This is a genomic window from Cytobacillus gottheilii (assembly GCF_018582665.1).
GTDB classification, from domain to species: domain Bacteria; phylum Bacillota; class Bacilli; order Bacillales; family Cytobacillaceae; genus Cytobacillus; species Cytobacillus gottheilii.
Genome location: NZ_CP071709.1, coordinates 3,621,923 through 3,645,028, shown reverse-complemented (window position 1 = coordinate 3,645,028; position 23,106 = coordinate 3,621,923). Strand labels below are relative to the sequence as shown.

General features: G+C 38.3%; 24 protein-coding genes. 13 read left to right on the top strand and 11 right to left on the bottom strand.

Annotated features, from left to right (window positions below; translation table 11 throughout):
• Positions 1-102 precede the first annotated feature (102 nt).
• Positions 103-1,272 carry a MalY/PatB family protein gene (locus J1899_RS18045; protein WP_214475611.1) on the bottom strand — a complete coding sequence of 390 codons (1,170 nt, stop codon included), beginning with the start codon at positions 1,270-1,272 and terminating at the stop codon, positions 103-105.
• Positions 1,273-1,357: 85 nt separating this feature from the next.
• Here J1899_RS18045 and J1899_RS18040 point away from each other — a divergent pair, with 85 nt between their 5' ends.
• A complete protein-coding gene (locus tag J1899_RS18040) occupies positions 1,358-1,618 on the top strand; it encodes a DUF1871 family protein (protein WP_214475609.1) in 261 nt (86 codons plus the stop codon).
• Positions 1,619-1,683: 65 nt separating this feature from the next.
• Here J1899_RS18040 and J1899_RS18035 read toward each other — a convergent pair whose 3' ends face one another.
• Both J1899_RS18035 and J1899_RS18030 read right to left on the bottom strand, forming a co-directional pair.
• Positions 1,684-2,520, bottom strand: a complete 837-nt coding sequence (locus J1899_RS18035; RefSeq protein ID WP_246586516.1) for an alpha/beta fold hydrolase — start codon at positions 2,518-2,520, stop codon at positions 1,684-1,686.
• A 214-nt stretch (positions 2,521-2,734) separates the two neighbouring features.
• A complete protein-coding gene (locus J1899_RS18030) occupies positions 2,735-3,097 on the bottom strand; it encodes a helix-turn-helix domain-containing protein (RefSeq protein ID WP_066442840.1) in 363 nt (120 codons plus the stop codon).
• 198 nt (positions 3,098-3,295) lie between these two features.
• On the opposite strand from J1899_RS18030, the gene yugI reads away from it, so the two are divergent.
• Positions 3,296-3,697 (top strand): S1 domain-containing post-transcriptional regulator GSP13, encoded by a 402-nt coding sequence (gene yugI, locus J1899_RS18025; RefSeq protein ID WP_066442841.1) that lies wholly within the window; start codon positions 3,296-3,298, stop codon positions 3,695-3,697.
• 189 nt (positions 3,698-3,886) lie between these two features.
• Positions 3,887-5,089: an ornithine--oxo-acid transaminase gene (locus J1899_RS18020; protein WP_425514982.1), complete on the top strand. Its 1,203-nt coding sequence runs from the start codon at positions 3,887-3,889 to the stop codon at positions 5,087-5,089.
• A 40-nt stretch (positions 5,090-5,129) separates the two neighbouring features.
• Here the strand turns inward: J1899_RS18020 and J1899_RS18015 are convergent, their stop codons facing one another.
• The gene (locus tag J1899_RS18015) at positions 5,130-5,366 is read right to left on the bottom strand and encodes a DUF378 domain-containing protein (RefSeq protein ID WP_066442842.1); all 237 of its coding nucleotides are present in this window, start codon (positions 5,364-5,366) and stop codon (positions 5,130-5,132) included.
• A 146-nt stretch (positions 5,367-5,512) separates the two neighbouring features.
• Here J1899_RS18015 and J1899_RS18010 point away from each other — a divergent pair, with 146 nt between their 5' ends.
• The 3 genes from J1899_RS18010 to J1899_RS18000 all read left to right on the top strand — a co-directional run bounded on the left by J1899_RS18010 (position 5,513) and on the right by J1899_RS18000 (position 8,848).
• Positions 5,513-6,676 carry an iron-containing alcohol dehydrogenase gene (locus J1899_RS18010; protein WP_066442843.1) on the top strand — a complete coding sequence of 388 codons (1,164 nt, stop codon included), beginning with the start codon at positions 5,513-5,515 and terminating at the stop codon, positions 6,674-6,676.
• 195 nt (positions 6,677-6,871) lie between these two features.
• The gene (locus J1899_RS18005; protein WP_214475605.1) at positions 6,872-8,218 is read left to right on the top strand and encodes a glucose-6-phosphate isomerase; all 1,347 of its coding nucleotides are present in this window, start codon (positions 6,872-6,874) and stop codon (positions 8,216-8,218) included.
• 219 nt (positions 8,219-8,437) lie between these two features.
• Positions 8,438-8,848 carry a YugN-like family protein gene (locus tag J1899_RS18000; RefSeq protein WP_214475603.1) on the top strand — a complete coding sequence of 137 codons (411 nt, stop codon included), beginning with the start codon at positions 8,438-8,440 and terminating at the stop codon, positions 8,846-8,848.
• Here J1899_RS18000 and J1899_RS17995 read toward each other — a convergent pair.
• Positions 8,845-9,837 carry a potassium channel family protein gene (locus J1899_RS17995; RefSeq protein ID WP_214475600.1) on the bottom strand — a complete coding sequence of 331 codons (993 nt, stop codon included), beginning with the start codon at positions 9,835-9,837 and terminating at the stop codon, positions 8,845-8,847. The genes J1899_RS18000 and J1899_RS17995 overlap by 4 nt on opposite strands.
• Before the next feature lie 134 nt (positions 9,838-9,971).
• Complete coding sequence (locus J1899_RS17990) at positions 9,972-10,118, bottom strand: hypothetical protein (protein ID WP_156495704.1); 147 nt, start codon at positions 10,116-10,118, stop codon at positions 9,972-9,974.
• 167 nt (positions 10,119-10,285) lie between these two features.
• Here J1899_RS17990 and J1899_RS17985 point away from each other — a divergent pair, with 167 nt between their 5' ends.
• Positions 10,286-10,933 carry an SDR family oxidoreductase gene (locus tag J1899_RS17985; RefSeq protein ID WP_214475599.1) on the top strand — a complete coding sequence of 216 codons (648 nt, stop codon included), beginning with the start codon at positions 10,286-10,288 and terminating at the stop codon, positions 10,931-10,933.
• A gap of 93 nt (positions 10,934-11,026) precedes the next feature.
• Here the strand turns inward: J1899_RS17985 and J1899_RS17980 are convergent, their stop codons facing one another.
• From J1899_RS17980 to J1899_RS17965, 4 genes are all read right to left on the bottom strand, one after another.
• Positions 11,027-11,818 (bottom strand): formate/nitrite transporter family protein, encoded by a 792-nt coding sequence (locus tag J1899_RS17980; RefSeq protein ID WP_214475597.1) that lies wholly within the window; start codon positions 11,816-11,818, stop codon positions 11,027-11,029.
• A 118-nt stretch (positions 11,819-11,936) separates the two neighbouring features.
• Complete coding sequence (locus J1899_RS17975) at positions 11,937-13,214, bottom strand: methyl-accepting chemotaxis protein (protein WP_214475595.1); 1,278 nt, start codon at positions 13,212-13,214, stop codon at positions 11,937-11,939.
• 77 nt (positions 13,215-13,291) lie between these two features.
• Positions 13,292-14,176 (bottom strand): hypothetical protein, encoded by an 885-nt coding sequence (locus tag J1899_RS17970; protein WP_214475593.1) that lies wholly within the window; start codon positions 14,174-14,176, stop codon positions 13,292-13,294.
• Complete coding sequence (locus J1899_RS17965) at positions 14,130-14,687, bottom strand: sigma-70 family RNA polymerase sigma factor (RefSeq protein WP_214475590.1); 558 nt, start codon at positions 14,685-14,687, stop codon at positions 14,130-14,132. Before J1899_RS17965 ends, J1899_RS17970 begins: the two co-directional genes overlap by 47 nt.
• A 154-nt stretch (positions 14,688-14,841) precedes the next feature.
• On the opposite strand from J1899_RS17965, the gene J1899_RS17960 reads away from it, so the two are divergent.
• A complete protein-coding gene (locus tag J1899_RS17960) occupies positions 14,842-15,264 on the top strand; it encodes a hypothetical protein (protein WP_214475588.1) in 423 nt (140 codons plus the stop codon).
• 94 nt (positions 15,265-15,358) lie between these two features.
• Here J1899_RS17960 and J1899_RS17955 read toward each other — a convergent pair whose 3' ends face one another.
• On the bottom strand, positions 15,359-16,207 hold the full coding sequence (locus tag J1899_RS17955; RefSeq protein WP_214475586.1) for an STAS domain-containing protein: 849 nt from the start codon (positions 16,205-16,207) through the stop codon (positions 15,359-15,361).
• A gap of 353 nt (positions 16,208-16,560) precedes the next feature.
• On the opposite strand from J1899_RS17955, the gene J1899_RS17950 reads away from it, so the two are divergent.
• The 5 genes from J1899_RS17950 (at position 16,561) to J1899_RS17930 (ending at position 23,019) form a co-directional block, all read left to right on the top strand.
• Positions 16,561-17,997 carry a PTS mannitol transporter subunit IIBC gene (locus tag J1899_RS17950; protein ID WP_214475584.1) on the top strand — a complete coding sequence of 479 codons (1,437 nt, stop codon included), beginning with the start codon at positions 16,561-16,563 and terminating at the stop codon, positions 17,995-17,997.
• Positions 17,998-18,266: 269 nt separating this feature from the next.
• Positions 18,267-20,366, top strand: coding sequence for a BglG family transcription antiterminator (locus J1899_RS17945; RefSeq protein WP_214475582.1), 2,100 nt, complete (start codon positions 18,267-18,269; stop codon positions 20,364-20,366).
• Positions 20,367-20,389: 23 nt separating this feature from the next.
• Positions 20,390-20,824 (top strand): PTS mannitol transporter subunit IIA, encoded by a 435-nt coding sequence (locus J1899_RS17940; protein WP_214475580.1) that lies wholly within the window; start codon positions 20,390-20,392, stop codon positions 20,822-20,824.
• Between the two features lies 1 nt (position 20,825).
• The gene (locus tag J1899_RS17935; RefSeq protein WP_214475578.1) at positions 20,826-21,965 is read left to right on the top strand and encodes a mannitol-1-phosphate 5-dehydrogenase; all 1,140 of its coding nucleotides are present in this window, start codon (positions 20,826-20,828) and stop codon (positions 21,963-21,965) included.
• Between the two features lie 211 nt (positions 21,966-22,176).
• Complete coding sequence (locus J1899_RS17930) at positions 22,177-23,019, top strand: glucosaminidase domain-containing protein (protein ID WP_214475575.1); 843 nt, start codon at positions 22,177-22,179, stop codon at positions 23,017-23,019.
• Positions 23,020-23,106: the final 87 nt, after the last annotated feature.

The following is a 23,106-nucleotide window of genomic DNA, read 5'->3' as shown; positions in this document are numbered from 1 at the left end:
TACCCTATAGGTAGACTTTTTTAAAGTGTCTACTCTATAGGGTACATTTTATTAGTCCTTCTTGGGTTTACTTTAGGTTAGGTCAATCATTAAAAAAGATATTTAAGAGAAGGCGTGTTTAACTCGATTTAGTCCGTCCAGCAAGACCGTTTGAGAGCAGGCAAAATTTAAACGTACAAACCCTTCGCCGCCTGGTCCGTATTTATTGCCAGGTTCAAGAGCTACCTTTCCTTTTTTTAACAGACGCTCCTGTATTTCATCATCTGACAGTTCAAGCTTACGGCAATCAAGCCATAACAAATAAGTTCCTTCCGGCTCTATTGCTTTTATCTCAGGAAGGTTTTCCTCGATAAATTGAATGGATATTCTTCGATTTTCTTCTAGGTAATGCAGCAATTCATTTAGCCATGTATCTCCATAGCGATAGGCTGCTTCCATACCTGTTAATCCAAAAGTTGATAATGTGAAGAACCCTTGTTTTGCTTGAAGATCACTAAACCGTTTTCGCAGCTGTTCATTTTCAATTAAGACGGCTGAAGCCTGCAGACCTGCTAAATTAAATGTTTTTGTCGGTGCAATACAAGTGATGGTTATTTCTTTAAAACGCTGGTCCAATGAAGCAATCGGAAGATGTTGATGTGGAGTATAAACTAAATCTGCGTGAATTTCGTCTGAAAGAATATAACAATTATATTGGCAGCATAGATCGCCAATCTTTTTTAGCTCATCTTTTGTCCACACACGGCCGCCGGGATTATGAGGGTTACATAAAAGAAACAGTTTTACCCCCTCTTTAAGCCTCTCTTCAAAGTCAACAAAATCAATCTCATATTGATCATCTTTTAATATCAGAGGTGAATTGACAACTACTCTTTCATTTCCTTCAATCATGCTGAAAAATGGAGTGTATACGGGAGATTGAAGCATAACTTTATCGCCTTTTTCGGTAAACGCCAGAATAGCTGCAGCAATGGAAGGGACAACACCAAGGCTAAATAATACCGCATTTTTTGATACTTCCCAGTTATGGCGCTTTTTTTGCCACTCCGTAATCGCATTAGTGGTTGAGGCTGATGCATATGTATATCCATAGATTTTATGCTGAACTCTCTTTTCAAGTGCCTCTATAACTTCATTTGGGGGCATAAATTCCATGTCAGCCACCCACATTGGCAAAACTTCATCTGAACCAAATAGATCTTTTCTTAATCCCCATTTAACCGAATTCGTCTGCTCGCGATTAATTGGTGTGTGAAAATCATAATTCGTCATTTTAGCACCGCCTTTTTTAGATTTGCACTTTTCCCTTTCTATGATAAGATATGAAGACTAAAAATGAAAATAAAAGGTGAGCAGATTGCAAAGTCAAGAAATGAATCTAAGGCTTGTTGATACGTTAAACAGCTGGGATCCCTTTCAGATCGGGTCTGGAAGCTATGATACGGAAATTGCGGATATCCTGCAGGCTGTACATGATCTGAACGATGCTGAGCAGCTTTCAAGGAAAATACAAGCAATCTTTGAGTTTTCCTTTGAAGAAGTGCTTCCTCTAAAGCATTGTTATACAATGGCTGTACAATTGCTTTCTATTAAAAATGATAGTTCATGCAGCATATAAAAAATACGGCACGCCTGCTGGCATGCCGTATTTTTTATTATACAGCTATGAGGTTTCTCAAAGCTTTACACGCTCACAGCAGATAAAAATCCTTTCATTGCTGCTACAATTTCTTCTGGTCTCTCTTCAGGAACGAGATGGCCTGTCTCTTTTAAAATGATCAATTTTGAATTAGGCAAATTTTTGTGCAGTCTCTTTCCTTTTGAAAGAGGAACTACACGGTCATGCTCACCCCAAATAAGCAGGCATGGTGTATGAATTCGTTTTATATCCTCTTCCGTTAAATCACCTTCCCGGTGGCGTATCATTCGTGTTAAACCTTGGAAAATGGAGTTATTAAGGAAAGGAGACATATATCCTTTTCTCATATCTTCATCAATCATTGCCTGATTATAAACGACATTCTTTAAGTTTTTTTCTAGTCCAGATTTTGCAAGATGGCGTTTAACATACAGGTGAAAAAAAGGAATATAGCTTGTATAGACTAAAGATTGATGTGATTTGGGCAGATAAGCAGAACTGCATAGAAGCAGTGCACTGCTAGCTGCTGCAGGCCGCTGCAGAAGCATATTCATGACAATTTGTCCGCCCATAGAGTGTCCGGCCAGTATCATATTGGAAATCTGCAGGCGATCAGTAAGTTCAAAAATAGAACTTGCCATGTTTTGATAAGAATAAAGAAATCGCTTTGACTTTCCGCTCTTTCCGAAAGGAGGAATATCGACTGCTAAGATATTATATTCTTCCTGCAAATGTGGAATAAGCTTGCGAAAACTGAATGCTGAGGAGAGGAAGCCATGCAGCATAATAATCGTAGGACTTGCTGATGGATGCTTAAAATATTCGTAATAAAACTCATTGCCGTTAATATTTTCGATGCCAGAATAGAACTTGCTTTTCACAGTGCTCCTCCTTTTACATGTCAAAGTTTACTATGTTTATTTTGCCGTTATGCAACCCTTTTACACATAAAAAAAAGAAAAAATCACCTTTTTATCAGAGGAGAATCTGAACAAAAAAAGGACAATCTAAAATTAGATTGTCACTTCAAAAAGGGGGGAATACTAGAAAGCTTATAAAACTATCATGTCCAATTCTGCATGCCTTTATACTTCTTTATTGAGATTCATATTTAACTTCATAGAGCATTTGCATCACTCGAAGGAAATCTTCTTCCCGAAATTCCTTCGCTTTTCGGAGGATTAGCTTAGCCTTTTTTAGTCCGATCTCCTGAACCAGCTGTTCAATTTCTTTGTCAATGCCATTATTTTCTGTATGAAGTTCCTGCTCCAGCAGCTCTGATGCGGGAATATCCAGTACTGTGGAGATTTTTAAAACGGTATTGGTATCCGGTATTTGTTCACCTTTTTCATACTTCTCGATTGTTGCAGTACCAACTCTGATTTTCATAGCTAATTCAGATTGTGATAACTTTGCTCTTTGCCGTGCAAGCTTTAAATTTTCACTTAAATAAGACAATGTTCCCACCTCTTTTTTTATTCTACTATCTTTATTTTAACACGCATTAGGGTGATTAAATCCAGTTCGCTTGTAAAAATTGTTTCCGTTTGCAATAAAACGTATTCTTTGCTTATTTTTGTAATGTGCATCACCTTATGTTATAATTATTTATTGCGAATAATTAACGTATAAATTTAATCAATTAGGAGTGTTTTCATGTCAGAGAAAGTTGAAGTAGGAAGTGTAATTACAGGGAAAGTAACAGGTATTCAGCCATATGGAGCATTTGTGGCTTTAGATGAAAATACACAAGGTCTTGTGCATATTTCAGAGGTTACACACGGATTTGTAAAAGATATCAACGAACATTTAAAAGTTGGTGATGAGGTAAACGTAAAAGTTTTATCCATCGACGAGCAAGCTGGAAAAATTGGTCTTTCTATTCGTGCAACAGAAGAAGCACCTGCGCAAGCGGAAAGCAAACCAAAGAAACCACGCAAGCGCCAAGCGGCACCAATTAAATTTGAAGATGAATCAGCTCAAGGATTTAACACTTTAAAAGATAAACTTCAAGAGTGGATTGACCAGTCTGAACGTGATGATCTAATTAAAAAGTAATATAGAGTAAAGTCAGGCAAATGCCTGGCTTTTTTTGTTTGTTTAAGGAATAGATCTATTAAACAGTCCAGCCGTGCAGCTCATTTTAAAAATTTTTCTTTTCTTTTCAAAAAAATCGCTCTATTTAGTTTTAAGGCGGGACAATAAACGTTAAAATAGAAAGTAGAATTTTGAATGGGAGGAATGAGCTTGAGTAAAGAGACGACGAAATCGAAAACACTTATTGAACAAACTGAAAAATATGGTGCACATAATTATCATCCCCTTCCGATTGTCATAGCAAAAGCAGAAGGTGTATGGGTAGAGGATCCAGAAGGAAATAAATATATGGATATGTTAAGCGCTTACTCTGCTGTCAACCAAGGGCATCGTCATCCAAAGATCATTCAGGCCCTAAAAAAGCAGGCAGACCGAGTTACACTTACTTCAAGAGCATTCCATAATGACCAGCTTGGCCCTTGGTATGAAATGATTTGCGAATTAACAGGCATGGATATGGCTTTACCGATGAATACGGGGGCGGAAGCGGTTGAGACAGCCGTGAAGGCTGCACGTCGCTGGGCATATGATGTCAAAGGTGTGGCAGAAAACCAAGCTGAAATAATTGCCTGTGTCGGGAATTTTCATGGACGTACAATGACAGCGGTTTCTCTTTCTTCAGAAGAGGAGTATAAGCGAGGATTCGGACCAATGCTGCCAGGGATTAAATTAGTTCCATATGGTGATCTCGAGGCGTTACAGGAAGCTATAACAGAAAATACGGCAGCTTTTTTAATCGAACCAATCCAAGGTGAAGCTGGGATCATTATCCCTCCAGAAGGCTTTATGAAAAAAGCATACGATCTTTGTAAGGAGAAGAATGTTTTATTCATTGCCGATGAGATTCAGGCAGGCTTAGCCAGAACAGGAAAAATGCTTGCATGTGAGTGGGAAGATATTCAACCGGATATGTATATTCTGGGGAAAGCATTGGGGGGCGGAGTATTCCCAATCTCTTGTGTAACCGCAGGCAAAGAGGTTCTGGGAGTGTTTAATCCAGGATCACATGGCTCCACTTTTGGTGGTAATCCGATGGCATGTGCAGTGTCCATAGCTTCTATTGATGTTTTGAAAAATGAAAAGCTTGCTGAACGGTCTCTTGAGCTTGGCGAGTACTTTATGCAAAAACTGACAGAAATTAATAACCCAATCATTAAAGAAGTAAGAGGACGCGGTTTGTTTATTGGTGTTGAGTTAACCGAAGCAGCCCGCCCGTTTTGCGAACAGCTGAAACAAGAAGGATTGCTTTGTAAAGAAACACATGATACAGTCATCCGTTTCGCTCCGCCTCTCATTATCAGTAAAGAAGATTTGGACTGGGCGATTGAAAAGGTGAAAAAGGTCCTTTCATAATAAAAATCCTTGCCGGCAATGGCAAGGATTTTTATTTTTATTATCTATTGTTTGAATCTGTAACAGGAGCTCTCTCAGCTTCTTCACTCGGTTTAAAGAGCAATCCTAAATTGATTAATCCTGCAATACCAACTAATCCATAGATGATTCTGGAAAGAGCAGCATTTTGTCCTCCAAAAATGGCAGCCACAAGGTCAAATTGAAAGAAACCGATTAGTCCCCAGTTGATGGCACCGATAATGGTAAGAACTAGTGCAATACGTTGAATTGTACTCATGATGTAACCTCCTTATAGGTTTTACATTCTGTAGTTTTTGCTCCATATTCGATATTATGCAATCAAATTAAAATAAAAAAGAGATCATAGTTTTTGCATTAACAACTCAGTTTGCATGATAATAAACAATAGAGGAGTTGATATCAATGGATCAATTTACATTTTGGAATCCAACTAAATTAATATTTGGAAAAGGGGAGCTTCAACAGCTTAAAACAGAAGTTCCGCAATATGGAAAAAGAGTTTTAGTGGTATATGGCGGCGGGAGCATCAAACGCAATGGTCTGTACGATCAAGTCATGAACCTATTGAATGAATTGGAATGCAGTGTTTTTGAATTATCGGGAGTTGAACCTAATCCCCGTATTTCCACCGTCCGCAAGGGTGTAGACATATGCAAGCAGGAAAATATTGATTTATTGCTTGCAGTAGGCGGAGGAAGTGTCATCGATTGCACGAAACTAATCGCTGCTGGTGCTAAATACGATGGAGATGCTTGGGATTTAGTTATTAAAAAAGCTTTCGCTCAAGACGCACTGCCATTTGGTACTGTTTTGACTTTAGCGGCAACTGGCTCGGAAATGAATGCGGGTTCTGTTATTACAAACTGGGAAACTAATGAAAAATATGGATGGGGCAGTCCAGCTGTATTTCCGAAGTTTTCAATTTTAGATCCAGTTCATACATACAGTGTTCCAAAGGATCAAACCATCTATGGAATTGTTGATATGATGTCACATGTATTCGAGCATTATTTCCACTTAACAGAGCACACAGAGTTCCAGGATCGTATGTGTGAATCATTATTATTAACGGTTATGGAAACAGCGCCGAAGCTGCTTCAGGATTTAGAAAATTATGAGCATCGAGCGACCATTTTATACTGCGGAACAATGGCTTTAAATGGAATGTTATCTATGGGCTACCGCGGTGACTGGGCTACTCATAATATTGAGCATGCTGTTTCAGCTGTTCATGATATACCGCACGGGGGCGGTCTTGCTATCCTTTTCCCTAATTGGATGAAGCATAATTTGCATGTAAAGCCAGAACGCTTTAAAAAGCTAGCTGTTCGTGTATTTGGCGTAGATCCAGAAGGGAAATCAGATGAAGAGGCAGCGCTTGAGGGAATTGCAAAACTAAGAGATTTCTGGAACAGCATTGGAGCACCTGCGACGTTAGCTGATTATAATATTGATGAATCAAGCATTGAAGTGATGGCAGATAAAGCGGTTATCAATGGAGAATTCGGCAACTTTGCAAAACTGAATAAAGAGGATGTTATGGCTATTTATAGGGCTTCTTTATAAATGGAAACCTGGAGCTGACAAGCTCCAGGCTTTCTATTTTTCTAAAAACTTTATTCATAAATGCAAATACACCTCAAGTTTGAAAATATGTAAAAATGATTGCGTTTTCAAGATGGGTTGTTTCTTGATTAAGTTTAAGCATTTCGATAAAGTGATATTGAGTACGGATAATATAAATACTTAGGAGGTTTCGCTATGACCCATATCCAATTTGATTATTCAAAAGCACTCAGCTTTTTTGGCGAGCACGAACTTACATACTTACAGGATGCGGTAAAGGTTGCCCACCATTCTTTACACGAAAAAACAGGAGCAGGAAACGACTATCTAGGCTGGATTGATCTGCCCGTAGATTATGATAAAGAAGAATTTGCACGTATCCAAAAATCTGCAGAAAAAATCAAAAGTGATTCTGATGTTTTAATCGTCATCGGAATCGGCGGTTCATATCTTGGTGCACGTGCAGCGATTGAAATGCTTCAGCACAGTTTTTATAATGCACTATCTGCTGAACAAAGAAAGACTCCACAAATCATCTTTGCCGGGAACAACATCAGTTCTTCTTATATGAAGGACCTTATGGACCTTCTAGAAGGGAAGGATTTCTCGGTTAATGTTATTTCTAAATCCGGTACAACGACTGAACCTGCAATTGCTTTCCGTATCTTCCGCAAAATGCTAGAAGAGAAATACGGCAAAGAAGGTGCGCGGGAACGAATCTATGCTACGACTGACAAGGCAAGAGGAGCACTTAAAACACTAGCTGCTGAAGAGGGATATGAATCATTTATTATTCCTGACGATGTAGGCGGAAGATATTCTGTTCTTACGGCTGTTGGTCTTCTTCCAATTGCAGCTGCAGGCGTTAATATCGAAGAGATGATGAAAGGTGCAGCTGAGGCGCGCGGTGACTTTGGCACATCTGAATTAGGAGAGAATGCAGCTTACCAATATGCGGCTGTCCGTAATGTTCTCTATAATAAAGGAAAAACGATTGAAATGCTTATCAATTACGAGCCAGGGCTTCAATACTTCTCTGAGTGGTGGAAGCAGCTATTTGGTGAGAGTGAAGGAAAAGACCAAAAAGGAATTTTCCCGGCTTCTGCAAACTTCTCAACAGATCTTCACTCACTTGGACAATATGTTCAAGAAGGAAGAAGAGATTTGTTTGAAACGATTATTAAAGTGGACGAGCCACGTCATGAGTTGACTATTGAGGAAGCTGAATCCGATCTTGATGGCTTAAACTACTTAGCTGGAAAATCAGTTGACTTTGTCAATGACAAGGCTTTCCAGGGTACACTTCTTGCTCATACTGACGGTGGAGTGCCAAACTTAATTGTATCCATTCCAAAAATGGATGCTTATACATTCGGATATCTTGCTTACTTCTTCGAAAAAGCATGTGCGATGAGCGGATATTTACTTGGTGTCAATCCGTTCGATCAGCCTGGTGTTGAAGCGTATAAGGTGAATATGTTTGCGCTGCTTGGAAAACCTGGCTTTGAAGAGAAAAAAGCTGAACTTGAAAAAAGACTGTAAAGAAGAAATGGAGGGAGTGCCGATCAGGTGCTTCTTCTTTTTTTATCCTCATGGTATAGAACGGCTGGTAGTACTGCTGCTAACCTGGAAAGAAAGCATAAGTGAAATTAAGTCCATTCGTTCGCCTTTAGGACTGCATCAGCAAGTTTTCTTTACTCATGATTTGTGCCCTTTTTGTAAAAGCTAAAAGTAAATCATAAACAAAGGGGCTATGACAAAATGGTTGAAATACCTTCAAAGGTTAAGGGAGCACACTTTAATCTATACAAACTAGAGCAGCAGTTAGAGCCAATGGGCTATATGATCGGAGGCAATTGGGATTATGATCATGGCTACTTTGATTATAAAATGGATGCCGAAAACAAAGGGTACCATTTTTTGCGCATTCCATTTAAAGCCATTGATGGCCAGCTTGATTCGCGAAATTGCACTGTTGAATGCGGCAATCCGTTTATCCTGTCGCACATCTATCAAATTGGTTTAGATGATCATGCATACACATCAAATTTCACTGCATCATTTGACCAGTTTTCAGAGCCAGTGGATAAAGATGGAATGGTGCCGGATGAATATGTAGTTGCAGGAAAAGCACTTGTACAGGAGCTGGAATTGAATCTATTGCCAGATTAATTCATGATGACAATGAGCTGATCTTCACCTGCGACGATAAAAGGATGGGGAGGATTTACAATGGTTTCTTCTCCTCTTTTTATCCCCAATAGTAAAATCCCTTCAACGATAAACATCTGACTTAAGTGTTGAAATGACTGATTAATGATTTCCTCTGATGCAGGCTGAAAGGTTAATTTTCGCTTATCAAGCTGATTCAGCAATCCTAAGAATGAGTTAACTAGTTCTTGAGAGGTGATGCTGTTGATCATAACAAAGCTTGTTAACAAGTTGGTTTGAATGATTTCATCCGCACCTGCTCTTCTGGCATTCTCAGATTGTTCAGCTGTAAGGATTTCAACAATACAAGGAAGCTTGGGGTTTAATCCCTTTACAGCCAGAAGTGTCAAAATTGAGTTCATGTCTGCATGTAATTCATTTTTATTTTGATCTGCTGTAATAATGACCTTTCGGGCTGAATGGATATTTGCCTTCAATAATACTTCGTCACGATTAGCGCGCCCTTGTATAAAGTGGAGATTCTTATGCGGTAAAGGATTGTATTCGAGAGTTTCATCAATCAGCGTGACATAATGATTCGATTTACTGCTGCAAATCGTATTTAAAATTTCCCGTGACCGTTCATTCCAGCCAATCACAATAATATGGTCAGCTCCTTTATAAGCAACTTTCCCTTCAAGAAAATCATTTTGCCTTGTTACAGCTGCAGTTGCTAAAGCAACAAAATAACTTGCGAGAAAACCTGCACCAGTCATAATTAAAACAACTCCAGTAAAACGGCCAAGAGCAGTTTCAGGCACAAAGTCTCCATATCCGACGGTAGATGCTGTAATGATCGCCCACCAGATTCCATCAGCTAATTTGGGAAAGTTATAAGGTTCAATTATGTGAACTAGCCAGCCAAAAATAAAAATAACTAAGAGTGCAATGCTTAAAATTCGAAGAACAAGTGGTAATCGGATAAATCTAGACATTAAAAAATGCGGCATAAAATAAAAACACCCCTTGGATTAGTGTGCACAGTACTTATTCCATTATGGACATGTTTTATAGGTTTCATAAGGGGTGTATACAAAGGCACCGAGGTTAGGGGGAGCTGGGGAGAAAATGTGAAAAATACTATTTATATTAAATAATCCAGAGCTTTAATAAGCAATTTAATATCTGTTAATATTTGCTGTTTTACCTCTTTAATTTCACATCTTTTATATTCCCAAGTCATCAAGGACAATTGTTTCGTCAAGATAAGCTGTTCAAATTCTTTAGTCATCATCATGCTCCTTACGAATTGAGATCAATGATTATATACCCAAGCAGCTGCGGTTTTAAACCACTTTATGGTTCCTTTGGCATACTGCTTGATTAAAGCAGACCATTTGAAATATACAGTTGAGTTTGAAATAATGAGCAGTATCTCATAGAGAAAGGAATGTGATTATGAACGTTTTAGTTGTAGGAGCACACGGACAAATTGGACAATTCGTCGTGAAGAAGCTAGCAGAACATCAAAACTTTTCAGTGAAAGCTATGGTTAGAAAAGAAGAGCAGAAAGAAGAGCTGAGCAAGCTAGGGGCAGAACCTGTTCTTGCCAGTCTGCATGGCAGTGTCGAACATATTGCGGATGCAGCAGAGGGCTGTGATGCCATCGTATTTACAGCTGGTTCAGGTGGACAAACAGGCTTTGACCAAACATTGCTCATTGATTTGGATGGTGCTGTGAAAACAATCGAAGCGGCTGAAAAGGCCGGCATTAAACGTTTTATCATGGTGAGTGCACTGCAGGCTCATAATCGCGAGAATTGGAATGAACAGATAAAGCCTTATTACGTTGCGAAGTATTACGCAGATAAGCATTTGGAGGCGAGCGGGCTGGACTATACAATTATTCGTCCTGGCGGGCTTACAAATGAGGAGGCCACAGGGAAAATCACGGCTGCGGAAAATATTCATGGAGGAATGATTCCTCGAGAGGATGTCGCGTCTGTCATTGTGGCAGCCTTAGAGAAGAATCAATTGATTAAGCGTTCTTTTGATTTGATTAGCGGTGTAGATACGATTGAGGATGCGCTGAATAATATCGGTTAAATGGCAAAACGCAGGTGATCCAATTTGGTATGGATTGCCTGCGTTTTGGTTTGTGAACTTTTTTATAATCTATATACTAATGCATGGCGATTCTTACCCTTGATCATCTTCATCCAAATAAGGTTTATTAACATAAAAGTACATCCAGCCCATCAGAAGACTTCCTCCAATTAAGTTTCCGATCGTAACAGGAACAAGATTATGAATGATGCCACTAAAAGAAATGGTTCCAGGATGATCTAATACCATGGCAATCGCAAATGTGCACATATTGGCAATGCTATGTTCATAACCAGAAATAAAGAAACAAAAAACAAAGAGAACCATGACAAATAGCTTTGCTCCATCACCCTTTAATGTCATTGGTATAAAAAATGCTAAACAAACAAGCCAGTTACATAAGATCCCCCGGAAAAATAACTCTAAAGTCGGAGCTGTCATTTTGTGCTCCACTACACTTAGCAGAAATTGATTTACGCTTGCATCAGAGAAAAGCTGGGTGGTGTATATGAGCAGTGCAAATACAATGGCACCGATTATATTGCCGGCATAACTAAGTGTCCAGAGTTTCACTACACTGCTCCACTGCATTTTCTTGCGGAGAGCAGCAAACGTATAATAGAATGTATTTCCAGTAAAGAGATCTCCGCCTCCATAAGCAATTAATATAATTGCAGCACCAAATGTAAAAGCAGCCATTGGATATGCTGCAGGAGAGTGAACATTGTAAAAATACCCGCCAGACTTAAAGGCAACAATGACTCCGAAGCCAATAAACATACTGGCTAGCGCCGCTCTTAAAATATAGTGAAGCACACTGGTTTGATATATTTTATATTTTTTCAGCGCCAGCTTTTCAACCTCTAATAGTGGCTTTACTTCCATTCAGCTCTCCTCCTGCTATTTTCTTTTACTATCCTTCTCAGGAAGTGAAAAAAGTATGTGAAGGATTCTTTTTAGTTAGATACTAATAAAGCTTTTACCCTAAAACAATAGAGCTAACCTATCCTTGATAAATCCCCTCTAAAGAAGTTGCACTTGAAGATAAATGCTTTGCGCTGTCCTTTTCATTATGTATAATTTGATCAATTTCTGACTGAAGCTGAGTATAGGTTTCCAGCAGTGAATTATTATTCTCGGCTGATTCAACGGTCTGATCAATTTGTATGGTAATGTCTTTTATACCAGCATTCATCTCTTCCATCGAAGCATAAATGGTGTTTACTTCATCTGCCAGCAGCCTAATCGATTGGACGATGCCATCCACTTCACTATCAGCTTCCTTAAAGGACTTTTGGCCATCCAGAACATGTTCTTTTCCATTTAAAATGAGGGCAACTGCCTTTTCAACATCCTCAGTAAATGAATCTATAATTTCCTTAATATCGTTGGCTGCTTTCAGAGATTCATCCGCAAGCTTGCGCACCTCTGAGGCAACCACGGCAAATCCCTTTCCGTGTTCTCCGGCACGTGCAGCTTCAATCGTAGCATTTAAAGCCAGCAAATTGGTTTGTCCGCTAATGCCAGTAATAATAGAGATGATATTCCCGATTTCAACTCCTTTTTCTTTTAAATGCTCAATAGACTGAACAGATTCTTCTGAGTTTTGCTGAACATATGTAAACTTTTGATCTACTAATGTGAGCATCTGTTTCACATGCTCGGAGATGCCTGAAGCCTCAGCTGTTTTTTCATTAATGGTATGTGTAGCACTTGTGACCCCATCAATAGATGAAGCCAATTCAGTTAAGGTTGCATGTGATTCTTCTATAGAAGTAACGATTCTCTTGTTTTCATCTTCTACATTTCGAAGCAGCTGCTTTTGCTTTTCAGTTGATTGAGAAACATTCGATAAGGATTGAAATAGATAATTGCTTTGTTTACTGACAGTGGCAGACTGTTGATTTGCAGCAAGAATATTTTGTTCCAGACTTTGTGACAAATTGTTAATATTATGTGCAATTTGGCTGAATTCATCATTCAGCTGAAAATCCAAAGAACTAAAGTCTCCGCGCTGAATATCTTCAAGCTTCTGATTAATGAGTGTGATTTTCTTTAGGATAAAAAAGCGTGTAAATAATATAATTAAAATTGGGCTGATGAGAACAGTGATTAGAAAGGTGACAGATGCTTTGACACCTGCACTTAAAACACCTAACTCTTCAATGGTTTGATTAATAAAACCTGAAATCGGTGAGGAGATCAGACTAGAAATCACAATGGCGATGACGAGAATGACTTTGATGCTGATGAATCGACTAGTTGTGGTATTTTGTGACATTTTACATAGTCCTTTCGTATGAGAGATGATTGTCTATACCCTGTTTTATAAAAGTTAAACCTAAAAAACTCTCACATTTAGTGAGAGTCATAATAGTGGTCGAATACCTCGTAATCAAACAGTTTCCATTGTCCATTTTGTTTCGTAAAAATGTAAGTTATTGTATAGTGCCCATGAAAGTCTGAAGAAAGTTCTTGAATGATATGATATTCAGTATCGCTGATTCTTTGAAAATCATATGGTTCGCTGTCTAAAAATGTTGAGAAGCGATCCCCGCCCATTGGGATTACATACAAACCATCTTCCCGTTCATCCAAATTAACGCTAAATATAGCTTCAACTACCGCCTTATCAGCTAGATGGTAAAAATAGCTATAAAAATCTTCTTTCGTTTTAAGTCCCAGCTCAGCAAATTTTATATTTGTAGAGACTGTATTAAATAAACTATCTTCAATCTGTAAGAACTCATTTAAGATCCCAGCCAATTCCTCCTTCGTCGGCTCCACAACCACAGGTTCATCTTGTTTTTGATCATCTTTTATTTCTTGGTCTGTCTCTGTGTCTGTTTGTTCTTTGTCAGGATCGGAATCTGGTTCCTCTTCCACTGTATCATCCGGCAGGTTTTCTTCCGTTTCCTCTTCCGTCTCGTTGTCGTTCTCTTTAACATCTTCTTCCTCAATCGGCGTAATGATCTCTGTTTCTTCTGGCGGCTTGTCAGCATTAGGTTCTTCGAATAGTCCATTTGAGATAATATAGTACATGCCAATAGCGAAGGCTGTCACGGCTGCAAAGCTCAGGGCTGCAGGTACCGTTTTGTTTTTTGCTTTTTTCTTTTGTCTGGACATGGATGGTCTTTGGCTAATTTCTGCTAATACGTTTCTCTTCATTTCTTCGGTAAAGACCAGGCCCTGCATCTCACCCTTTAACAGATCTTCTTTCGTCTTCATCAGTTTGTTGTCCATCTTCTGCACCCCTTTCTGTCATTGCATTTTTTAATAATTGTTTGGCCCGCGTCATTCTTGATTTTACTGTGCTGAGATTGATCTGGCAGATTTCACTAATTTCTTTTAACTGGAGTTCCTGGAAATAGTATAAAAATATAATTTCACGGTATTTTGGCGGCAGTGTCAGTATTTCATTAAATAGCTGCTCACTTTCGCTTTTATGAATCATTTTGGATTCTGTACTTTCTTGGTGGCTGGTAAACCATTTGCTGATATGCTGACTGACATGAACTTTTCGATAGTTCCAGCTCTTAACATGATCTTTGCAATGGTTGATTGCAATTCGGTACAACCATGTATGCATGCTCGAATTTCCTTCAAAGGTATTGAGCTTTTCATAACATTTAATAAATATTTCTTGAGTCAGATCTTCAGCAGTTTGCTTATTGCGGACAAATGAATAGGCAAGCTGCAAAATGGATGTGCCATGGCGGTCCATTAAATCTGTAATTACCTCATGACTTTGCAAGTGGAATTCACCTCTTTTTTTTACTTTTATACATTAGACGATGTTCTGTTACACTAAGTTTATTTTTAAAGCAATTTCCAAATAGTGTAATTGTATCTTTCTGACAGCTTCTATAGTATGATGTGTACAAAAGAAATTTTCGGGAGTGGAAAAAGTGAAGTTTTTTAAAATCCTTATTATTGTGCTAGTAGTTATTGGGGGACTTGGTTTTGCTATTTACTATTTTGGCACAAACATGGCTTCTGAGAAAGTAATGGAAACTATTTCTACAGAGCTGGAGAATAGTGGGGAAATGGAAAATATTAAATCTGCTATTGAAAGTGACCCGGAATTAATGGCCTTTGTTGCTGAAGCTGAGGCAGCAGACCCAGAAAGCCTGCCTTTTACTACAAAGGAAGAAGCGACAAGAGTGCTGATTCAAAAGGTTGGTTTAACAGAATTAAATGATTTGCGGGTTCAGGCTCAAGAAGGCACTGTATCAAAAGAGCAAGTCATCTCACAAATGGAAGCCAGTTTGACTGAGGAGGAAATTTTGGCTTTAAAAGTTGTTGCATATAAAGAGTTATATGGGCAGTAAAAAGGGGATCACGTGATGTGATCCCTTTTATTATGAAAAGATATTAGTCTGACAGAAAATATTAAAAGAACACTTAAAATACACTTTGTCCAGTCTACTCTGCCGAATTTAATTCATTTGCAGAAAGTGCAGCAGCCAGGTCGGATCTTATCTCGACATCTTCAAACGAAAGTCCAAGCTGAACAGTTGTTTGGGCAACCTCAGGCCTTAAACCTGATAAAGTAGTTTGTACACCAATCATTTTTAAGGCACTGATCAGCTGGAAAATCTGGTGTGCAACCATAGTATCAATCATGACTACGCCTGAAAGGTCGATATAAAGGTGAGTAATACCTTTATTCGAACATTCATTTAAAGAATGCTCAAGTATAAATTTTGCCCGTGTTGTGTCAATGTCACCGACAAGAGGAAGCAGTGCTGCTCCTTTATTTATCGTAATGATAGGAGAGCTTAGCTCAATGATGATTTCTTGCTGTGCCAGCAGCTTTTTCTCTGCATAGTTCTGATTTTCCTGTACGAATCTAAGAATAACTTCTTTAAAGGCTCGAATGATGATTCTTTGCCAAAGCTGAACCTTCTCTTGTGAATATTTACCTTTATGAATAGAAGCAAATTCATCGATATAGCAAAGATATTGGTCCTGCACGTGGAAAAACTCACGCAGTATGTATTGAACAGGGGTATTGAGGTGTTGGTCATCTTTAGCAATATGAATAATCCAATTCTGAAATTCCTGCAAAAATTGTTCTTCTTCCTGCACAAAAACTTTACATAAGTGTAAATGAAAATCATAATTTTGCTGCTTCAATTTTTGAATTTCTTCAGGATTGCTTGAAGAATAGACTCCTTTTGGATCACTTTTATCAAGTGATTTATACCATTCTTCGGTTAAATTCTTTGCTTTTTCTACTAAAAATGTATGAAGCTCTTGATTCCGATGCAATCATATCCCCCCTAATATAAATTTGATATTAATTAATATTTTAACTGAAATATGCAGAAAAGTCTTGTAAAGACAAATTGGCTAATCCTTGCCATACGTGGCTGAAAGCAGTCTAGAGGGCGGAAAGTACTAGTACAATTGAAAGCAGGAGGTAGAAAATGACTATTAGGTGATAACATACACCTAAACCAATATTAAACATGGCAAAAACAGTTATTACAATGATGACAACATTAGGAGTGACAAAATGCGTTTTTCTTTGAATTGAAACCGCTTTACATTGAACGTATTATAAAAGTAGAAAGTCATACAATAACTTTTAAAGATAAAAACAGAGAAAGGGGAAAAATCACATGTCAAATACTACACAAGCTGAAAAATCTGGTTTTCGTGTAAAACTTCAGAGATTTGGAAGCAGCTTAAGCGGCATGATTATGCCAAACATCGGTGCATTTATTGCTTGGGGTATTATTACTGCATTATTCATTCCAGATGGCTGGCTGCCAAATAAAGATCTAGCATTGCTAGTTGACCCGATGATCAAATATTTACTGCCGATCCTGATTGGTTTCACAGGCGGTAAAATGGTTTATGGAGGAGATCGCGGAGGTATTGTTGGTGCGGTTGCAACAGTGGGTGTTATTGCCGGATCAGACATTCCAATGTTCCTTGGTGCAATGATTGTTGGTCCTATAGCAGGATGGGCGATTAAAAAGGTTGACGGAATTCTGCAGCCAAGAACTCCACAAGGATTTGAAATGCTTGTCAACAACTTCTCTGCAGGTATACTTGCGGCACTTTTAGCCATTGGAGCTTTACTGGGTGTCGGCCCATTAGTTGAAGGATTAACGAATATCTTATCTGCTGGTGTTGAAGCAATTATTAATGCTGGTTTACTTCCATTAGTAAACATCCTGATTGAACCAGCAAAAATTCTTTTCTTAAATAATGCCATTAACCATGGTATCTTATCTCCACTTGGAGCAGAGCAAGCAGCAGAAGCTGGAAAATCAATTCTGTTCCTAATTGAAACAAACCCTGGACCAGGTCTTGGAATCTTACTTGCATTCATGTTTTTTGGAAAAGGTTCTGCGAAGCAAACATCACCAGGAGCAGCGATTATCCATTTCTTCGGAGGAATTCATGAGATCTACTTCCCGTACATCTTAATGAAACCAACGTTAATTCTTGCTGCAATCGCTGGTGGCGTAAGTGGTATGTTCACATTCAGCTTATTAAATGTTGGATTAGTAGCACCGCCATCACCAGGAAGCATCTTTGCTTTAATGGCTATGACGCCAAAAGGCGGAAATCACTTAGGTGTTATTCTAGGGGTTCTTGTAGCAACGGCAGTTTCATTCGCAATTGCATCTCTAATTTTAAAAACAAGTAAGAAAAACGAAGAAGAAGATATTTCAGAAGCAGCAGCAAAAATGCAGGAAATGAAAGGGAAGAAGAGCTCTGTAGCAGGCAACTTTGAATCAAAAGCTCCTGTTGCTGAAGGCTTCAATCCTGAAAATGTTAACAAAATCATCTTTGCTTGTGACGCAGGAATGGGATCCAGTGCAATGGGGGCATCCATTCTTAAGAATAAAGCGAAAAAAGCAGACTTGGATATCGATATTTCTAACACAGCAATTAACAATCTTCCAGCAGATGCAGACGTGGTTATTACACATAAAGATTTAACACCACGTGCGAAAGACAAACTGCCGACTGCACATCATATTTCGGTTGAAAACTTCTTAAATAGCCCTAAATATGATGAATTGATTGAAAAGCTGAAGTAAATAAAAAAAGGCTGGTTCCCTTTGTGAACCAGTCTTATTTATAGTTTTTCAATTAAAATGCACCAGCAAAATATTAGTAGGGTTTTCTTTAAATAAATTAGGATAATTAAATACTGGCAACAACTTTCATGACGAAAATACATTATTCTTTTGTTGAGAGTATCATTTCTTATTATTAAAATGAAAGAATAGGATGCTGTATTTCATATTTGTCATAAACTTTGCTCATAATATGTCATGGTGAATGCCAATGCTGTGGAGTGATGTGAATGTACATATCAGCGAGGGAAAGAAAAATACTTGAATTATTGCTATTACAGCCGGGAGAAACAACGGTAAAGGAAATAGCAAAAGAATTAGAGGTAAGTTCTCGTACAATTCATCGCGACTTAAAAGGAGTCGAAGAGATTTTAAAGGAGTACGGATTAGAACTTAACAAAAAATCAGGCATCGGCATAGCTGTTAATGGTGAAGAAGAGAAAAAGGAGATGCTTCGTCTCTTTCTTTTTAACCTTTCTCATAATGAATATACGCCTGAGGAACGGCAGACGATGATTTTATCTGCTCTTTTGGATGCAGCGGAGCCAGTTAAATTAGTTTCGCTGGCCAATGATTTAAATGTCACTATTGCAACTGTCAGTAATGATCTTAATAAAGTAGAAGAGCGCCTTACCCCTTTTGACTTAACACTGCTAAGAAAGCGTGGCTACGGTGTTGAATTGATTGGGTCAGAGAGTTCTAAAAGAAAGGCTATGAGCAAGATCATCATAGAAAATATTGATGAATTTGAATTCCTTTCTTTAATAAAAGAAAATATTCAAAAACGCTCAGCACAAGTGGTTGATACGGTAACAGACCGATTGCTTGGATTAGTTGACAAGACAAAGCTGCTAATTATAGAAAAACAAATAGAAGATATTAAAGAGGATCTCCCTTATGCCATAGCTGACAGTGCCTATATTGGATTAGTCGTTCATCTGGCATTGGCGATTGAACGAATTCAGCAGGGAGAGGAAATTAATTTCGAAGAGGATTATCTGAACAGTTTAAAAGGCACACGAGAATACAAGGCAGCCGAAAAAATTGTTTTAGGTTTGGAAGAAGTATTTAAAATAAACATTTCCCAAGGTGAAATCGGGTATATTACAATGCACCTGATGGGAGCCAAATTGAGAAATGATCATGATGACTTGCTTGGAGAAACAAGTTTGCATGCAGGAGTCCTTGCACAAAACTTAATGACATTTGTCAGCCGTAAGCTTGATATCGATTTAACGACGAATAATTCTCTGTTCCAGGGACTTGTTGCGCATTTAAGACCGGCTCTGCATAGAATCAAACAAAATATGGGTATTTCTAATCCTTTATTGGAAAGAATAGAGCAGGATTATAAGGAACTGTTTATTATTTTGCAGCATGGTATGGCGAATGTCCTTCCAGAATTGAAGGTTCCCAGAGAAGAGATTGGATATCTAGTCATGCATTTTGCCTCGGCTTTGCTGAATAGTGAAGAAACTAGTCCAAAGAAAGCTCTTGTTATTTGCTCCAGCGGGATTGGCACTTCCAAAATCTTATCAACAAAACTGGAGCAGGAGCTCCCTGGCTTGTCTACAATTAATGCATCTATTTTTGATCTGGATCAACTGGATATACATGGTTTCGATGCTGTAATCTCTACTATTCCGTTAAAAAACTTTAATCGGGACTACCTGCTTGTCAGCCCCCTTTTAACAGTTAGTGATATTGAAAAAATTAAACAATCCTTTGCCCTTCATCAAGAAGCTGGACATCAAGTAAAGCAATCAATTCGCTTGAAACAAAGACAATCTTATGATGACTTCCGAATCAGAATTTCAAAGGTTAAAAGAAGTGCAGCCGCAATCGAATTACTCTTAGAGCATTTTTCTCTATCCTTTATTGATGAAGATCAATTGATTCCAAGCATCCTGCATAAAATATGCACTGAATTATATCAGCAAGGTGTGATTACAGACTCTAAAAGAGTCACTGAGGACTTGCTGAAAAGAGAAGAATTAGGCGGACTTGGAATTCCTGATACCAAGCTTGCGCTTTATCATACCAGAAGTGAATTTGTAAAAAGTCCATGTTTTATGGTGCGGAGGGTAAAAAAGCCACTCTCTGTAAAAGGGATGGATGGTTCTGACATGAAGGCTGATACCATTTTACTTTTGCTTTCACCATTGGATGAATCAGAAGAAGCATTAGAACTGCTGAGTGCAATCAGTTCGTTAATCATTAGAGATGAACATTCTATTTCAGTGTTTCAAACAGGAGGCAGTCTAGATATTGCTAATTTACTGGCAGATGAACTGCAGCTTGTTTTTGAAAATAAATATAGCCAAGTATAGAAATTTTTAAAGGAGTGTCAAACATGACAAACATTTTAACTGCAGACAATATCATTTTAAACCAAGCATTTACGAATAAAGAAGAAGCGATTAAATTTACAGGGCAAATTCTAGTAGACAAAGGATATGTCGATCAGGAGTATGTTGAAAAAATGCTTGAGAGAGAAGAACTTTCTTCTACATTTATGGGGAATTTCGTTGCAATCCCACATGGTACAGACGATGCGAAAAAATCTGTTAATACTTCTGGTTTAGCCATTGTACAGGTTCCGGACGGTGTGGATTTCGGCGGCGGAAATATTGTGAAAGTATTAATTGGAATTGCCGGAAAAGATGGAGCACATCTTGAAATCCTTTCACAAATTGCCATTGTATGTTCTGAAGAAGAAAACGTAGAAAAAATTGTTAAAGCTACATCTGCTGAAGAGATTCTATCCTTATTTGATGAGGTGAACTAATATGTTAGCCGTACATTTTGGCGGAGGAAATATTGGACGCGGCTTTATTGGAAAGCTTTTATCTGATGCAGGCTATGAAGTCGTTTTCGTTGATGTTAATGATGAAATAGTGGACCTTTTAAATGAAAAAAGAGAATACAAAGTGGTACTCGCTGCCGATCAAAGCGAAGAAACGATTGTAAAAAATGTGAGAGCGATCAATAGCAAAACAAACAGTGATGAGGTTATTTCAGCAATCGCGAAGGCCGACCTAGTGACAACGGCAGTTGGACCTACTGTGCTTGGGATTATTGCGAATTTAATTCGTGATGGATTAAAGATGAGAGCAGAAGCAGGCTCTAATCCATTAAACATTATTGCTTGTGAGAATATGATTGGCGGCAGCAGCTTCTTAAAAGAGAAGGTATATGAATCCCTCAATACAGATCAAGCTGAAAAATTTGATCAATTGTTTGCTTTCCCTAATGCGGCTGTTGACCGTATCGTCCCTATTCAAACAAATGAAGATAAACTAATGGTGCTTGTTGAACCATTTTACGAGTGGGCTGTAGATCAGTCGATGATGATCGGAGAGGTTCCTGCTATCGAAGGAGTCACCTTTGTCGATGATTTAAGTCCATATATCGAACGCAAATTGTTTACCGTGAATACAGGTCATGCTGCAGCAGCATATTTAGGATATGAGGCTGGTCTAAAAACAATTAAAGATGCAATGGAAGACGATCACGTACTTGAAGCAGTAAGAAACACGCTTCAGGAAACTGGTGCGGTATTAGTAGAAAAGTACGGATTCAATTCTGAAGAACACCAGCAATATATCAATAAAATTGTGGGCAGATTTAAGAATCCGCATATTAATGATGATATTACTCGTGTGGCAAGAGGTCCGCTCCGCAAGCTTGGCAGAAATGACAGACTTGTGAGCCCTGCTGTTCAGTATATTCAATACTTAGAAAAGAATCCTGAAAACTTGGCGAAAGTAATCGCTGCTGCCCTAAAGTATGATGTTCAGGAAGATCCAGAAGCAGTGGAGCTTCAAGAAAAGATCAAAGCAAATGGTTATGAAGAAACAATGGTTCAGGTATGTGGTCTATCAAAGGATCATCCATTAGTTGAGCTAGTTTTAAAGAACTTAAAGTAAAAAAGAGATACCTTTGTAAATGAATAATAAGCCGCTTTAAAGCTGAATCCATTAGCTTTGAAGCGGCTTTTTCTTGTGGGGGGTGAAGAAGGGGTATATCAAAATGGCAGGTTTTCATTACGCAGTTTAATAGAAAGAGGCAAATGCCTTCCTAATTACCCTGTCTGTTTTCACTTAATTTTCATATTATAGAATTAAAGGAGGTTTTTGAATGACATTTATAGCAGAAATTGCTCCGTATGCCAAGCGAGTACAAGAGGAATCTAATATCTTAGCTTCTTTGTTAATTTCCCAGGCTATTTTAGAATCCGCGTGGGGAAAGAGTAAGCTTGCAAAAGAAGGGAAGAACTTATTCGGCATTAAGGGATCGTACAACGGCCAGTCTGTGGAAATGCCGACTTGGGAAGTAGTCAAAGGGCAAAAGGTAGAAATACTGGCTGCATTCAGAAAGTATCCAAGCTGGTATGAGTCGTTTCAAGATCTGGCCAATCTCTATTTAAAAGGAGTATCCTGGGATCGACATAAATATAAACTCATTATTGGGGAGAGTAATTATCGTACTGCTGCCAATGCTGTCCAATCTGCAGGCTATGCTACAGACCCTGACTATGCACAAAAGCTGATTACCATTATTGAATCTCATAACCTTACAAAATATGACCTTGCTATTCATCCTTCTCAGATTCAGACGCCAGCTTCACAATCTCAAAAATATTATAAAGTTGTACAAGCTATCCCCGGTTACTTCACAGCTGACAATGCCAAATCACGTACAAGTCAAAGGACGGTCATTAAGGAAGGAACATATATTGTTTTTAATGAAAGCCAAGGGATGATTAATATTACTATGACAAAAGGGGTACCCGGTTCCTGGATTAATCCCAACGATCATGCACCTATAGACAAACAGGCTGTTTATCATCTTGTTGCAGCAGGTGAAACACTTTCAGAACTTGCTGTAAAATATGGAACTTCTATTCAGGCTATTAGTGCTCTGAATACGCTGAAAAACGTGAATACCATTTATATAGGGCAAAAATTAAGAATTAAGTAATCGCTGAACTGATCTCACTCGATTTACGCGCTTTTACCTTACAAAAAACAGGGCAGATTCTTTTGTTTTCTTAAAAATATATAATGT

Coding starts and splice junctions, on each gene's coding strand:
- J1899_RS18045 (WP_214475611.1), bottom strand. CDS start 1,272: ATGACGAATTATGATTTTCACACACCAATTAATCGCGAGCAGACGAAT.
- yugI (WP_066442841.1), top strand. CDS start 3,296: ATGTCAGAGAAAGTTGAAGTAGGAAGTGTAATTACAGGGAAAGTAACA.
- J1899_RS18015 (WP_066442842.1), bottom strand. CDS start 5,366: ATGAGTACAATTCAACGTATTGCACTAGTTCTTACCATTATCGGTGCC.
- J1899_RS18010 (WP_066442843.1), top strand. CDS start 5,513: ATGGATCAATTTACATTTTGGAATCCAACTAAATTAATATTTGGAAAA.
- J1899_RS18005 (WP_214475605.1), top strand. CDS start 6,872: ATGACCCATATCCAATTTGATTATTCAAAAGCACTCAGCTTTTTTGGC.
- J1899_RS18000 (WP_214475603.1), top strand. CDS start 8,438: ATGGTTGAAATACCTTCAAAGGTTAAGGGAGCACACTTTAATCTATAC.
- J1899_RS17995 (WP_214475600.1), bottom strand. CDS start 9,837: ATGCCGCATTTTTTAATGTCTAGATTTATCCGATTACCACTTGTTCTT.
- J1899_RS17990 (WP_156495704.1), bottom strand. CDS start 10,118: ATGACTAAAGAATTTGAACAGCTTATCTTGACGAAACAATTGTCCTTG.
- J1899_RS17985 (WP_214475599.1), top strand. CDS start 10,286: ATGAACGTTTTAGTTGTAGGAGCACACGGACAAATTGGACAATTCGTC.
- J1899_RS17980 (WP_214475597.1), bottom strand. CDS start 11,818: ATGGAAGTAAAGCCACTATTAGAGGTTGAAAAGCTGGCGCTGAAAAAA.
- J1899_RS17975 (WP_214475595.1), bottom strand. CDS start 13,214: ATGTCACAAAATACCACAACTAGTCGATTCATCAGCATCAAAGTCATT.
- J1899_RS17970 (WP_214475593.1), bottom strand. CDS start 14,176: ATGGACAACAAACTGATGAAGACGAAAGAAGATCTGTTAAAGGGTGAG.
- J1899_RS17950 (WP_214475584.1), top strand. CDS start 16,561: ATGTCAAATACTACACAAGCTGAAAAATCTGGTTTTCGTGTAAAACTT.
- J1899_RS17945 (WP_214475582.1), top strand. CDS start 18,267: ATGTACATATCAGCGAGGGAAAGAAAAATACTTGAATTATTGCTATTA.
- J1899_RS17940 (WP_214475580.1), top strand. CDS start 20,390: ATGACAAACATTTTAACTGCAGACAATATCATTTTAAACCAAGCATTT.
- J1899_RS17935 (WP_214475578.1), top strand. CDS start 20,826: ATGTTAGCCGTACATTTTGGCGGAGGAAATATTGGACGCGGCTTTATT.
- J1899_RS17930 (WP_214475575.1), top strand. CDS start 22,177: ATGACATTTATAGCAGAAATTGCTCCGTATGCCAAGCGAGTACAAGAG.